Below are 12,677 nucleotides of genomic sequence, written 5' to 3'. Positions count from 1 at the left end.
AGCCCCCCTCAAGATGAGATTTCCCAACTAGTAAGACCCCTTGAAGACGACGAGGTAGATAGGTTGGAGGTGGAAGTGCAGCAATGCATGGAGCTGACCAATACTAATCGGTCGAGGGCTTATCCAAACATATTTCAAAGTGCAAATTTCGTTTCGTATCTAGTTTTCAGGTGATCAATCACTTGAATTGAATAATGTTCCCTGATAGCTCAGTTGGTAGAGCACTCGACTGTTAATCGAGTTGTCACAGGTTCGAGTCCTGTTCGGGGAGCCATTTATGGAGAGGTGTCCGAGTTGGCCGAAGGAGCACGATTGGAAATCGTGTAGGCGCCAAAAGCGTCTCGAGGGTTCGAATCCCTCTCTCTCCGCCACTATTATTTCAAGCAAGGCCCGTTGGTCAAGGGGTTAAGACACCTCCCTTTCACGGAGGTAACAGGGGTTCGAATCCCCTACGGGTCACCACTATCTTAATTGCATCAGGGGATGAGAATCCCGTCGATTCGTCGGAGGATAACTTCGTAAGCAGAGGCTTCGCAGTCTCGAACGAAGTGAGAGTATCCCCTACGGGTCACCACTTTCTTTAAAAAAACACTTGCTTCTTATATCAGATTTTGATATGATAAAGGTCGCTTTGTTACGGAGGCTTAGCTCAGCTGGGAGAGCATCTGCCTTACAAGCAGAGGGTCGGGGGTTCGATCCCCTCAGCCTCCACCATCAATCATCCCCAAGAAGTGAAGCTCATGCTTCGCAGGTAATTCCGATTGCTTTTCGGGGATCCTATACAAGCAATCCTTATAATGACGCGGGGTGGAGCAGTTCGGTAGCTCGTCGGGCTCATAACCCGAAGGTCGTAGGTTCAAATCCTGCCCCCGCAACCAATTTATATCGCGATAGCGATAATGCCTCGTGGAACTGTGGTGTAGAGGCCTAACATGCCTGCCTGTCACGCAGGAGATCGCGGGTTCGAATCCCGTCAGTTCCGCCATTCTTTACAACTTTGGGATGAGATGAGTATCCGATATGGGTTCCGTCAAAGTTCGCGAAGAGCTTTAAGGCTCGGTAGCTCAGTCGGTAGAGCAGAGGACTGAAAATCCTCGTGTCGGCGGTTCGATTCCGTCCCGAGCCACCATGTACGTTTTATAACTTTATATGCCGGTGTAGCTCAATTGGTAGAGCAACTGACTTGTAATCAGTAGGTTGGGGGTTCAAGTCCTCTCGCCGGCACCATTCTGGAGGATTAGTGAAGTGGCTAAACACGGCAGACTGTAAATCTGCTCTCTTCGAGTTCGGTGGTTCGAATCCATCATCCTCCACCAGTTTTTAGGGGCATAGTTTAAAGGTAGAACAGCGGTCTCCAAAACCGTTAGTGTGGGTTCAATTCCTGCTGCCCCTGCCAATCGTATCACAGTGTTTCAATATGGCGGTCGTGGCGAAGTGGTTAACGCACCGGATTGTGGCTCCGGCACTCGGGGGTTCAATTCCCCTCGATCGCCCCATATTACAAAATCATATTGGGGATTAGCCAAGCGGTAAGGCAACGGACTTTGACTCCGTCATGCATAGGTTCGAATCCTATATCCCCAGCCATTGATTTTTATGTTTGCGGACGTGGCTCAGCGGTAGAGCATCGCCTTGCCAAGGCGAGGGTCGCGGGTTCGATTCCCGTCGTCCGCTCCATTTTTATTTCTGGCGCCATAGCCAAGTGGTAAGGCACAGCTCTGCAAAAGCTTTATCCCCAGTTCGAATCTGGGTGGCGCCTCCATAACAAAACTATGTGCCCTTAGCTCAGCTGGATAGAGCGTTTGACTACGAATCAAAAGGTCAGGAGTTCGAATCTCTTAGGGCACGCCATTATGTAAGCCGGTGTGGCGGAATTGGCAGACGCGCGCGACTCAAAATCGTGAGGGAAACCGTGGGGGTTCGAGTCCCTTCACCGGCATCATCCAAAAGGAATGTAGACTATCAACGTCTGCATTCCTTTTTTTGTTGCATCTAGATCGGTAGAGATCCAGTGCAGGGTTGGACGTAGGTCTGTAGGAGGCCCCGCCTTAGGTCTAGGTCTAAAAACCGTCCCCAGGCCGTTTTAGTGAAACTCGAAATTACCTAGAATAGAGTCATAAGGTTGAACAAATGAAACAACGATCAAACAACAGAAAGGCGGTGTATAAATGAGAAATTCAAAAGGAAATGGAATGAGTATCCTGTTGATTGGTTTAGGGATCTTGGTTCTCCTGGGAGTATTCGGTCCTCTGCTTGGATGGTTGCTCAGTCTTCTAATTCCAATACTGATGGTCGCGTTGGGATACTACGGGATCCGGAGAGGTAACACCTTGATGGGATGGGTTATTCTCGGTATCGGTGTGATCTGGTTGATGGGTAAACTGTCTTGGCTGATCGGTCCGATCCTTGGAGTTATCTTAATCATCTACGGGGTGTCCCGATTGAAGAATGGTAGACCGCGTTATTGATAAAAACCACTACATTAAATAACATGCATGAACAACAGATCATGATAGATGAGGAGGGCTAAGCCAATATGAGTGTTTTCCGGCGGATAAGAGACATAACCGTAGCAACATTGAATGAAAAGCTCGAGCAGAGCCAGGATCCGGTTCGATTGATCGACCAGTTCCTACATTCAACCAGACAGGACATTGCAGAGGCTGAGAAGCTGCAGCAGCAATGCCAAGTACATTCCAGACAGCTGAAGCAGCAGGTGGATCAAGCGGAAACCATGCGCTATAAACGCGAAGAGCAGGCGCTGCTTGCATTGAAGGCCGGCGAAGAACATCTTGCCAAGCTGGCATTGCAGGAGAAGCTGATCTATGAGGAAAAGATCGAGCAGTATCAAGGCCTGTTATCCTCAAGCCTGGAGTCGCTAAAAGAAATCGAGGAGCAGCTCGGCGAGCTGCGGATGGAATATCAGACGGTATACAGCAAACGCCAATATTATGTTGCCCGAGTGGAAACCCTTCGTCTTCAGCAGAAAATGAATGAACGTACGGGCTCCTACGGCGGCGGCCATGACGTACCGAAGATGTTCAATCGCCTCGAAGACCGTATCAGCGACTGGGAACTCGAAGCCAGAAGTCTTCGCGATTTACGCCGCATGGGGCAGGAATACATGGAACAGGCTGGTGAATCGGTCTCCACTGTATTAGAAAAAGAACTTGCCCGCCTGAAGCAGAAGCTGAATAACAGCGGAAAGGAGTAACCATGACTAGATTGTACCGTTCCACCCGAGACAAAATGTTCACAGGGTTGATCGGCGGTATATCCGATCATTTCGGAGTCGAATCTACCCTACTTAGAGTCATATTTGTAGTCAGTATCTTTTTCACAGGCGGTACAACGCTGTTGATCTATCTGATTGCATCCCTTGTAGTACCTAAGGAGCCGTATTATCACGATCCGTACGGTCCACAGGGAAGACATGGTGGCGGATACCGTTATAACGATCATCCGGGCCCTGGTCCAGGCTACAACAGCTATAACGATGCTTATGGACGTCAAGGCTATCCTAATGAGCATGGAAATTTTGGTCCCAAATATGACCGTCCCAATGGCACAAGAAACAACGCGCCAGCGGATTCCGACCTGGATGCGATGATGAAGGATATTGAGAGAAAAGCCATGCAAAAAGAAATCGAAGAATTAAAGAAAAAACTTTCGAACTATGAGAAGGGAGATAAATAACATGGGAGTATTTAAAAGAATTAAGGATATGACGAAAGCATCGGTGAATGAACTGCTGGATAAAGTAGAGGATCCGATCGTAATGTTGAACCAGTACCTGCGCGACATGGAGGCAGAAATTCACGAAGCAGAGGTAACGGTTGCGAAGCAAATGGCTAACGAGCGTCGTATGAAGCAGCGCGTCGATGAGGCTGTGAAGATGGCGGCACAACGTGAAGCTCAAGCTGAATTGGCTCTGAAAAATGGTCAAGAAGAAGTGGCTCGCAAGCTGCTTGAAGAAAAAATCTATTTTGATCAAAAAGAAACCGAGTACGTGGAATTGCACCTGCAATCCGAGGCTCAAGCGAAAGAGCTTGTAGCTCAGCTGCATGAAATGAAAGACGAGTTCTACAAAATGCGCAACAAGCGTAATGAGCTCGTAGCCCGTGCTCAAATGGCTAAAGCGAAGAAGCAAATGTCTCAAGTGAGCAGCCTGCACACGATCGAAAGCGGCAGTGCGTCGATGGGCTTCCACCGCATGGAGGAAAAAATTATGCAAATGGAAGCAGAAGCGGATGTGCTTCGTGCCCCATACCGTCCTAACAACGCAGTATACACAAGCCCCGTAGATGCTGAGAAGCAATTGAAGGTGGATGAGCAACTGCAAGCTTTGAAAAACAAAATGGGGAATTCTTCGAAGTCCGAGTAATTCCTCTAGCAAGTCAGTAAAATAAGATTAAACCGTATTCGAACACCATGTTCATATGATATGCTATACGAATGAGATTGTCGTATAGTACAGGCAAAGCCATACAGTGGGGAACGTCTCACTGATATGGCTTTTCCGAGCTTATATCTTGGTCATCAAGGAGGTGCGACATGGACAGAAACCGCTGGATAGCAGTTGGTTTAATCAGCTTGGGTATTATTATGCTTTTCGGCCGATGGCTTGGTTTCTTCACCATTGTCGCCCTGATACTCATGTTCGCAGGTGTCCTTCAGGTCAGACAAGGCCATTTGAAGAAGGGATACATTCTGCTCGGAGTAGGTGCCGTACTGCTGCTGCTGGAGCATCTCATGTTGATTATCGGCATCAGCTTGATATCACTGGGTATTTTTTATGGCAAGTCGAAGCGAGCCCATACGACGACAAAGTACATTCAGAAGCAGAACTTTATGTCCAACTTTGATTGGGACCGGGCTCCGTGGGTGATGCGCAGTCTGAGTGTGTGGCATGTGCTTGGAGAGGCGGATGTGGATCTATCCCTGGCGCTTCCGGAGGAACGCCAAACGGTCCTTATGTTCCATGGGATACTGGGGGATATTGATCTGATGATTCCGGACTATTATGGAGTGGAGATCGAAGCATCGATCCTGTTTGGCTCGATTCATATGGACGACCGGAAGGAAACCGGCATATTAAACCGCGTGCGGTATCAATCACCCAATTATGAGACCAGTGAATATAAAGTGAAATTTATTGTTTCTTATTTGGGCGGAGATTTGAATATAAGAATGACATAATCAACGTATGTTTTGTGTAAACCATTCAGGAGGGTTGCCCCGTGGAAACGGAAAAGAAAGCAAATATGATTACCCGAAGTATGCGTGAGGGGACCCTTCTGGGATTGGTTGTCATGCTGGTTGTCCTATATTTATTATATACATATGGTTATCTTCAACCGTTTGAGACGTGGAAGAACCGGATCGAAGCCGGCATTACCCTGGTATTGCTGCCGATTGGGCTGGGAGCAATCTATGGCTTCTTCCAGGGATACCGAATAAAACGGAGGGTCGATCTCGTGAGGGAAACGCTGGTAAACTGGGAAAAAGGCAGCCTTACGGATGTGATGCCGGACATCGGTGAAGACGAAGTGGGCCGGCTTGGAGAACAGCTGGTGAAGATCAGCAAACGCTGGGAGGATCAAGTGTCTTCCCTGCAGCGGTTATCAACGAACAATGCCCAGCTTGCCGAGCAGGCCAGGGTAACAGCAATTGTGGAAGAGAGGCAGCGTCTGGCGCGCGAGCTTCATGATGCGGTTTCTCAGCAGCTGTTTGCCATCTCGATGACGGCAACCGCTGTGGGCAGGACGCTGGATAAGGATTTTGACAAAGCGCAGCGCCAGGTGGCTCTGATCGAGGAAATGTCGGCTGTGGCCCAGTCCGAGATGAGGGCGCTTCTTCTTCATCTGCGGCCGGTTTATCTCGAAGGGAAAGCACTGGAGCAAGGGCTGAAGGATCTGATCAAGGAATTGCGGATTAAAGTACCTATGGAAATTACGTTTGAAATGGACGATGACATACATTTGCTTAAAGGGATCGAAAATCATCTGTTCCGTATTATCCAGGAGGCTATGTCGAACACCCTCAGACACTCGAAAGCGGAGAAAATGGATATCCGTATTCACCGCAGGCAGAACACTGTTCGGGTGATGCTGCGTGATGATGGAATCGGGTTTGAACTGGACGATAAGAAACAGACTTCCTACGGTCTATCGACGATGCAGGAACGGGTGACGGAGATCGGGGGCTCGGTACAATTCATAACAGCACCGGGTAAAGGGACTCGAATTGAGATCGTTGTGCCACTCATAAATGATGAACGTAAACGGGGGGATGGAGATGGAAACGCCGATTAAGGTGCTGCTGGTGGATGATCATGAGATGGTCCGGATCGGTTTAGCGGCTGTGCTTGGTACAGAGGACGGCATCGAGGTGGTTGGTGAAGCGGGCAGCGGCGAGGAAGGGATACGCTTAGCGCAGGAATATCATCCTGATGTGGTGCTGATGGACTTGGTGATGGACGGGATGGATGGAATCGAGACGACGCGCCAATTGATGAATCAGTTTCCGAATCTTAAGGTCATTGTACTGACCAGCTATCTGGACGATGAGAAGATGTATCCGGTTATTGAAGCAGGTGCGTTCAGTTATTTATTGAAGACATCCCGTGCTTCTGAAGTAGCTGATGCTATACGTGCAGCCGCACGCGGGCAGTCGGTGCTGGAGTCGCAGGTTGCCTCCAAGATGATGAATCGATTCCGGCATCCGCAAAATGAAGCACCGGCGCATAACGACCTTACGGACCGGGAAATGGAAGTGCTCCGACTGGTGGCGCAGGGCAAGTCGAATCAGGATATTGCCGATGATTTGATTATCGGCATCAAAACCGTGAAGTTTCATGTAACGAATATTTTAGGCAAGCTGGGGGTAGAGGATCGAACCCAGGCTGCCATCTACGCTTATAAAAATGGGCTGGCTGAGTAAGGAATGCCGGCTCTTTTTTATGCGATGATCGTGACATAAACAGATCCAAGATGCTGAGACGTTGAGCGTGGTACAAAAGCAGATTCATGATGCGATGCGTGAGTTATAAACATATCCATGTAACCATGAGAGGCAGGCTTAAAGACTCCCGGATCGGGAGCTTTTTTTATTTAGGGACGGGGAAGCAAGAATGTTTACATAAAGCCCGGTGAAGGCTCTTTTTAACAAGCGAGGTATAAATCTGCGGTAACGAGGCCATCCTTTTTACTAGATTGATAGATTCGAACGGGGAGGCGTGACTGACCATGCGGAAGATGCGTTTACAGATCGTTGTGATGATGTTGTTGCTGTGCGGGGCAGCAGGTATGATGGCGGGTTTTGCGGGAACAACGGAAAGCAAGCGAAACGAATCGGTTCCGCATGTGATAGAAGCGTCAACTTCAGTTTCAAGTGGAACAGGAGAAAAAGATGTCGATGGAACAACTGGAACCGGGGTAGCTGCAGATAGCGATTTAACGCTACTGGCAGCGCTTGGGCAAGAGCATATGGAAGCTTCGGCCATGCTCACGGTAAAAATTCAAGGTGAAATGATAAATTCCATACCAAAAGATCAAGCTAAGACAGCAGCTGAGCAGCTGGCTCGTACCATGGGGCTCTCGGGGATTACGACGTCCCCGCTTCAGGGAAATGAAGTGTTCCAAGCAGAAGGCGTGCTCTCCGGTGTATCCGTCCTTCTGGATTGGGCCCACACGAAGGCGGGCCATAGTTATGTCAGAGCTATGCTTGTCGGAGAAGCGGCTGGGCAGACCCGGGAAATGATCGCCTTACAGCAGCAGATTCAAGAGATGATGAAGCAAGCAGGCATACCGAACACATGGAATGCGTCCATTCAAGGGTATGCATCGGAAACCGCAAGCGTTGATGGGACGATGGCTCAGGTAGAAGAGACTGTGGCCCAAAAGTTCCCGCTTCGCTCCGTAGAGGATTATGCTGATGAAAAAACACGAAGCCGTTCATATGAGGCTCCTTCACTGCATGCATCTGTGATAAGTGGCGACACGCCGATTCATATGCAGATCGCAGTGCATGAAGATTCGATGAAGAAAAGTAGTAGAATAACGATCGGATTTCCCGTCATTACAATAGAATATTGAAAATGATTTCTGAAACTCCGATGAAAAAATGCGGATTGAGATAGCATACTTGAAATGAATATGCTAAAATGTCATCACATCGAGTTAAGTGCCGATGCATAAAAATACACTATAATTCATAGAAAGAATGAGGAGCCATGGCTGAAAATCAAAATCTAGATACAATGAAGACACCGGGAGCTGTATTTTTCATCTTTGGGGCGACTGGTGATTTGGCAAGACGTAAGTTGTTTCCGGCGATCTACAGTCTTTATCGTGAAGGAAAACTGGATGAGGATTTTGCGGTAATCGGCGTGGCGCGGCGTCCGCGCACCCAGGAAGAGTTTCGGGAGGACGTGTATCGTTCGATTCAGGAATTCTGCCGATATAGTTCGGAACAGGATAGTGAATGGAATGCATTTGCACAGCATTTTGAATATAAATCTTTAGATATTAACAATATTGACGGTTTCCGTGAGCTTCGTGAACAAACGGAGCAATTGGAAACGAAATTTAATATACCGGGTAACCGCCTATTTTATCTGGCGCTTGCACCGGAATTGTTCGGCAGCGTATCGTTTAACCTGATGAAGGGCGGTATGCTTGACGGAGAAGGCTGGAACCGTCTTGTAATCGAGAAGCCGTTCGGTTACGATCTGGAGTCGGCTGCCAAGCTGAACGAAGAGATCCGTAAAGTGTTCAAGGAAGAAGAGATCTACCGGATTGACCATTATCTTGGTAAAGAAATGGTACAGAACATCGAGGTCATGCGTTTTGCGAATGCTTTCTTTGAGCCGCTTTGGAACAACAAGCATATCGCCAACATCCAAATTACGCTTGGTGAAACGGTTGGCGTCGAGGAGCGCGGCGGATACTATGATCATGCCGGGGCTCTAAGGGATATGGGCCAAAACCATATGCTGCAGCTGCTGACCATGATTGCGATGGAGCCGCCTAGCCGATTGCTCGCAGAGGATATCCGCGACGAGAAGGTAAAAGTGCTTCGTTCCTTGCGTCCGTATGCCACACATGAAGAAGTGAAGAACAACGTGGTTCGCGGTCAGTATACGAACGGTTCGGCGGGCGGTAAAGATCTGCCGGCTTACCGTGAAGAGGACAAAGTGAATCCGGAATCCAATACGGAAACCTATTTTGCGGCCAGAGTATTCGTGGACAACTTCCGCTGGGCGGGCGTACCGTTCTATATCCGCACGGGCAAACGTCTGCCGGTTAAGACAACCGAGGTGGTTGTCGAGTTCAAACGGATGCCAACCAACGTTTACTTGGGACAAAAGCATTCCCTGGAACCTAACCTGCTCGTCATCCGCGTGAATCCGATGGAAGGCATTTACGTGAAGATAAATGCGAAAAAGCCGGGATCCGAATCCGAGATCGCTCCTGTAGCGATGGACTTCTGCCAAAGCTGCATCGTGGGCATTAACTCTCCTGAAGCGTATGAGCGTCTATTGCATGACGCGGCTCGTGGAGACTCCACTTACTTTACGCGCTGGGACGAAGTGGCTTCGGCATGGTCCTTCGTGGATCGTATCGCCAGTGCGTGGAGAGAGAACCAGGGCGAGCTGGAATCGTATCCTGCGGGCTCGTGGGGACCTGTCAAAGCAGATGAGCTGTTGAAGGAAGACGGATTCCACTGGTGGCCGGTTAACGGTCAGCTCGAGGATAATGTGGTGTGGTTGAAAAACTAAGATCATTTTCTATAATTTACGTGTTAAAAATCATCCTCATGCGCAGGGCGCATGGGGATGATTTGCGTATGAATTGTGGTACAATGATATACATGACTTTAGTTACGAAGGGATAAGTGAAATGGCAAAGCTAATAGATGAACTGCAGCAGGAAGTGGATAAGCGCCGCACGTTTGCGATTATTTCCCACCCTGACGCCGGTAAAACAACACTGACCGAGAAGCTGCTCTTGTTCGGGGGCGCCATTCGTCTGGCTGGATCGGTTAAAGCTCGTAAAGCGAGCAAGCATGCAACGAGTGACTGGATGGAGATCGAGAAGCAGCGGGGGATCTCGGTTACCTCGTCTGTTATGCAATTTGATTATTTAGGGCATCGGATTAATATATTGGATACGCCGGGTCACCAAGACTTCAGTGAGGATACGTATCGTACGCTGACGGCCGCTGACAGCGCCGTCATGTTGATTGACGTAGCCAAAGGGGTCGAGGCTCAGACGATTAAATTATTCCAGGTGTGTGCGAAGCGGGGCATTCCGATCTTTACCTTTATCAACAAACTCGACCGCGAAGGGCGCAGCCCGTTCGATCTGATGGAGGAGCTTGAGCAGGTTCTCGGCATCCGCTCCGTACCGATGAATTGGCCGATCGGCTCCGGGCGTGACCTGTGCGGCGTGTACGACCGGGTCAAGAATCAGGTGGAATTGTTCCAAGGCGACGACCATTCCACGATTCAGGTTCAGAAGGTCGAAGGCTATGAGGATCCGATCATTCGGGAGATGGCAGGTGATTACCTGCATGATCAGTTATGTCAAGACCTCGAGCTGCTGGATGTTGCCGGAGACCCATTCGATCTGGAGAAAGTCATGCAGGGTCAGTTAACACCTGTATTCTTCGGAAGTGCGATTAACAATTTCGGCGTCCAGACTTTCCTGGAAAACTTTCTTCAGCTTGCGCCGAAGCCGGAGCCGCGCCGCAGCACGGACGGTGTGGTGGAGCCAACCGATGAGAAGTTCTCCGGATACGTATTTAAGATTCAAGCCAATATGAATCCGGCTCACCGGGATCGTATTGCTTTCCTGCGGATCGTATCGGGCAAGTTCGAACGCGGTATGAGCGTGAAGCATGTTCGGGTAGGCAAGGAAATCAAGCTGGCTCAGCCGCAGCAGTTTTTGGCGCAGGATCGAGATATTGTGCAGGAGGCATACCCTGGTGATATTATCGGTCTGTTTGACCCGGGCATTTTCCGGATCGGGGACTCGCTTAGTCAGGGACGTGAAGTTGTATTCGATGAGCTTCCAACGTTCTCACCGGAAATCTTCGCTAAAGTAACGGTGAAGAATGCGCTGAAGCATAAGCAATATCAAAAAGGGATTGATCAGCTGACGGAAGAGGGTACCATTCAGGTATTCCGCACCGTGAGTTTCGACGAGACCATTCTCGGGGTTGTCGGGCAGCTCCAGTTCGAGGTCTTCGAGTACCGGATGAAGGGGGAATACGGCGTTGATGTCCAGCTTCAACGGATGCCGTATCAGTTCGCTCGCTGGATCGTGGATGACAATATTGATCCGTCCAAGTTCCGGATTAACTCAACGCTGGTCAAAGACAAGAAGGATAACTACGTTGTCTTGTTCGAAAATGAGTACGCGATGAGAACCGCCATCGATAAGAATCCAACCGCCCAGTTTCTTGAGACCGCTCCGTAAGCGATGTTATAAATATGCAATGTAAAGAACAATCCCCCAGCTTCACAGCTTGGGGGATTGTTCTTGTTTGTTGACCATGGGCTTATCCTTGAAGGTTGCCAGGCGTAACGGTTTTCAAATGATCATGGAGGGAAGAGACAAGGCTGTTCTGCTGGGAAGCATCCATGTCTTTCCACATCATTTCAAACATTACACCGAGTCCCGGCAGGGCAGCTTCAGGCCCGTCAACGGAACCCTCGATCATGGAGCGCAGCTCTTCTTCGTCCTGATTGTGGACTTTATGAATGACGGCCTGCCTTAGATCTAACAATATGGACATGGACATGTTCCTCCTTGTTATGAAAGGGTCATTGTGTAATGTGCCCGTTCCAGGGCAGTTACATTCAAGTATTCGGGACAGTATGATATACTATTATCATGATGATTATGGATGACCTAGGCTCGTGGGGGGATATATAAATGGCTAAGAAGCAGTACGCAGTAATCGGTATGGGGCGTTTTGGCACGAGTGTTGCCAAGGAATTGAGCAGCATGGGATTTGATGTATTAGCCGTAGACGCGAGCGAACAGCGCATTCAAGAAATCGCAAGTATGGTCACGCATGCCGTATCGGCGGATTCAACCGATGAAGAGGCGCTTCGGGCGCTGGGCATACGGAATTTCGATGTGGTTGTCGTAGCGATCGGAGAAGATATTCAATCCAGTATTTTGACTACGCTGATATTGAAGGATCTTGGCGTACCGGCCATTATCGTGAAAGCGAAGAATGAGCTGCACGGAAAAGTGCTGAACAAAATCGGTGCGGATAAGGTGATTTTCCCTGAGCGGGACATGGGGCTTCGGGTTGCCCACCATCTGGTGTCACCAAATATTTTGGACTATATCGATTTGTCGGACGACTACAGCATTATGGAGATGCTTGCTACAGGAGATCTGGTCGGTCACAATCTGATAGAGCTGGACATTCGGGCACGATTCGGCTGCAATGTCATGGCGATTCGAAGTGATGCGGACATGAACATTTCGCCAAGTCCGGATGACCGGATTGAGGAAGGCGATATTCTCGTTATTGTGGGGCACAAGAATGACTTAACGAAGCTGGAGCTTGCTTATCCGAAGTAAGGCTGTCCACTAGCGGGTATGCTGGTTGAGCTGGACTCGGTTTTGTATATAAGTAAAGAACGGATGGATTAA

At 49.1% G+C, this 12,677-nt stretch carries 12 protein-coding genes, 16 tRNA genes and 1 rRNA gene; 28 read left to right on the top strand and 1 reads right to left on the bottom strand.

Features of this window, described 5'->3' with window-relative positions; translation table 11 throughout:
* From PAEVO_RS21100 to PAEVO_RS20970, 27 genes are all read left to right on the top strand, one after another.
* Window positions 1–127 (top strand): 23S ribosomal RNA (locus PAEVO_RS21100); the annotation flags it as partial.
* Window positions 128–198: 71 nt separating this feature from the next.
* Window positions 199–274 (top strand) — tRNA-Asn (locus PAEVO_RS21095).
* Window positions 275–279: 5 nt separating this feature from the next.
* A tRNA-Ser gene (locus tag PAEVO_RS21090) sits at window positions 280–371 on the top strand.
* 16 nt (window positions 372–387) lie between these two features.
* A tRNA-Glu gene (locus tag PAEVO_RS21085) sits at window positions 388–462 on the top strand.
* Between the two features lie 176 nt (window positions 463–638).
* Window positions 639–714, top strand: a tRNA-Val gene (locus PAEVO_RS21080).
* An 87-nt stretch (window positions 715–801) separates the two neighbouring features.
* A tRNA-Met gene (locus tag PAEVO_RS21075) sits at window positions 802–878 on the top strand.
* Window positions 879–908: 30 nt separating this feature from the next.
* A tRNA-Asp gene (locus tag PAEVO_RS21070) sits at window positions 909–985 on the top strand.
* Window positions 986–1,053: 68 nt separating this feature from the next.
* Window positions 1,054–1,129: transfer RNA gene (locus PAEVO_RS21065), tRNA-Phe, on the top strand.
* Between the two features lie 22 nt (window positions 1,130–1,151).
* Window positions 1,152–1,227, top strand: a tRNA-Thr gene (locus PAEVO_RS21060).
* Between the two features lie 4 nt (window positions 1,228–1,231).
* Window positions 1,232–1,316 (top strand) — tRNA-Tyr (locus PAEVO_RS21055).
* A gap of 6 nt (window positions 1,317–1,322) precedes the next feature.
* A tRNA-Trp gene (locus tag PAEVO_RS21050) sits at window positions 1,323–1,396 on the top strand.
* A 24-nt stretch (window positions 1,397–1,420) separates the two neighbouring features.
* Window positions 1,421–1,496: transfer RNA gene (locus PAEVO_RS21045), tRNA-His, on the top strand.
* A gap of 16 nt (window positions 1,497–1,512) precedes the next feature.
* Window positions 1,513–1,587 (top strand) — tRNA-Gln (locus PAEVO_RS21040).
* 15 nt (window positions 1,588–1,602) lie between these two features.
* Window positions 1,603–1,677: transfer RNA gene (locus PAEVO_RS21035), tRNA-Gly, on the top strand.
* A gap of 11 nt (window positions 1,678–1,688) precedes the next feature.
* Window positions 1,689–1,762, top strand: a tRNA-Cys gene (locus tag PAEVO_RS21030).
* A 12-nt stretch (window positions 1,763–1,774) separates the two neighbouring features.
* Window positions 1,775–1,851 (top strand) — tRNA-Arg (locus tag PAEVO_RS21025).
* Window positions 1,852–1,859: 8 nt separating this feature from the next.
* Window positions 1,860–1,939: transfer RNA gene (locus tag PAEVO_RS21020), tRNA-Leu, on the top strand.
* 229 nt (window positions 1,940–2,168) lie between these two features.
* The gene (locus PAEVO_RS21015) at window positions 2,169–2,468 is read left to right on the top strand and encodes a hypothetical protein (RefSeq protein WP_100539271.1); all 300 of its coding nucleotides are present in this window, start codon (window positions 2,169–2,171) and stop codon (window positions 2,466–2,468) included.
* A gap of 68 nt (window positions 2,469–2,536) precedes the next feature.
* Window positions 2,537–3,214 carry a PspA/IM30 family protein gene (locus PAEVO_RS21010; protein WP_100539270.1) on the top strand — a complete coding sequence of 226 codons (678 nt, stop codon included), beginning with the start codon at window positions 2,537–2,539 and terminating at the stop codon, window positions 3,212–3,214.
* A gap of 2 nt (window positions 3,215–3,216) precedes the next feature.
* Window positions 3,217–3,696 carry a PspC domain-containing protein gene (locus PAEVO_RS21005; protein WP_100539269.1) on the top strand — a complete coding sequence of 160 codons (480 nt, stop codon included), beginning with the start codon at window positions 3,217–3,219 and terminating at the stop codon, window positions 3,694–3,696.
* 1 nt (window position 3,697) lies between these two features.
* A complete protein-coding gene (locus tag PAEVO_RS21000; RefSeq protein ID WP_100539268.1) occupies window positions 3,698–4,384 on the top strand; it encodes a PspA/IM30 family protein in 687 nt (228 codons plus the stop codon).
* Window positions 4,385–4,554: 170 nt separating this feature from the next.
* On the top strand, window positions 4,555–5,199 hold the full coding sequence (gene liaF / locus PAEVO_RS20995; protein WP_100539267.1) for a cell wall-active antibiotics response protein LiaF: 645 nt from the start codon (window positions 4,555–4,557) through the stop codon (window positions 5,197–5,199).
* Window positions 5,200–5,240: 41 nt separating this feature from the next.
* Window positions 5,241–6,314 (top strand): sensor histidine kinase, encoded by a 1,074-nt coding sequence (locus PAEVO_RS20990; protein WP_100539266.1) that lies wholly within the window; start codon window positions 5,241–5,243, stop codon window positions 6,312–6,314.
* Entirely contained in the window at window positions 6,292–6,942 is a 651-nt protein-coding gene (locus PAEVO_RS20985; RefSeq protein WP_036644768.1) for a response regulator, read from the top strand. The genes PAEVO_RS20990 and PAEVO_RS20985 overlap by 23 nt, the downstream gene beginning before the upstream one ends.
* A 305-nt stretch (window positions 6,943–7,247) precedes the next feature.
* A complete protein-coding gene (locus tag PAEVO_RS20980) occupies window positions 7,248–8,096 on the top strand; it encodes a YwmB family TATA-box binding protein (protein ID WP_100539265.1) in 849 nt (282 codons plus the stop codon).
* A gap of 137 nt (window positions 8,097–8,233) precedes the next feature.
* Complete coding sequence (gene zwf / locus PAEVO_RS20975; RefSeq protein WP_100539264.1) at window positions 8,234–9,781, top strand: glucose-6-phosphate dehydrogenase; 1,548 nt, start codon at window positions 8,234–8,236, stop codon at window positions 9,779–9,781.
* Between the two features lie 121 nt (window positions 9,782–9,902).
* On the top strand, window positions 9,903–11,483 hold the full coding sequence (locus PAEVO_RS20970; RefSeq protein WP_100539263.1) for a peptide chain release factor 3: 1,581 nt from the start codon (window positions 9,903–9,905) through the stop codon (window positions 11,481–11,483).
* Between the two features lie 82 nt (window positions 11,484–11,565).
* Here the strand turns inward: PAEVO_RS20970 and sspI are convergent, their stop codons facing one another.
* Entirely contained in the window at window positions 11,566–11,802 is a 237-nt protein-coding gene (gene sspI, locus PAEVO_RS20965) for a small acid-soluble spore protein SspI (RefSeq protein WP_100539262.1), read from the bottom strand.
* A 140-nt stretch (window positions 11,803–11,942) separates the two neighbouring features.
* Between sspI and PAEVO_RS20960 the strand changes: the two genes are divergently transcribed.
* Window positions 11,943–12,605: a potassium channel family protein gene (locus PAEVO_RS20960; RefSeq protein ID WP_076324879.1), complete on the top strand. Its 663-nt coding sequence runs from the start codon at window positions 11,943–11,945 to the stop codon at window positions 12,603–12,605.
* The last annotated feature ends 72 nt before the right edge of the window (window positions 12,606–12,677 follow it).

The sequence above is a fragment of the Paenibacillus sp. GM2FR genome (assembly GCF_002803325.1).
Taxonomy (GTDB): Bacteria; Bacillota; Bacilli; order Paenibacillales; family Paenibacillaceae; genus Paenibacillus_AQ; species Paenibacillus_AQ lautus.
The sequence above is the reverse complement of the archived record's forward strand: the minus strand, read 5'-3'. Positions and strand labels throughout refer to the sequence as shown.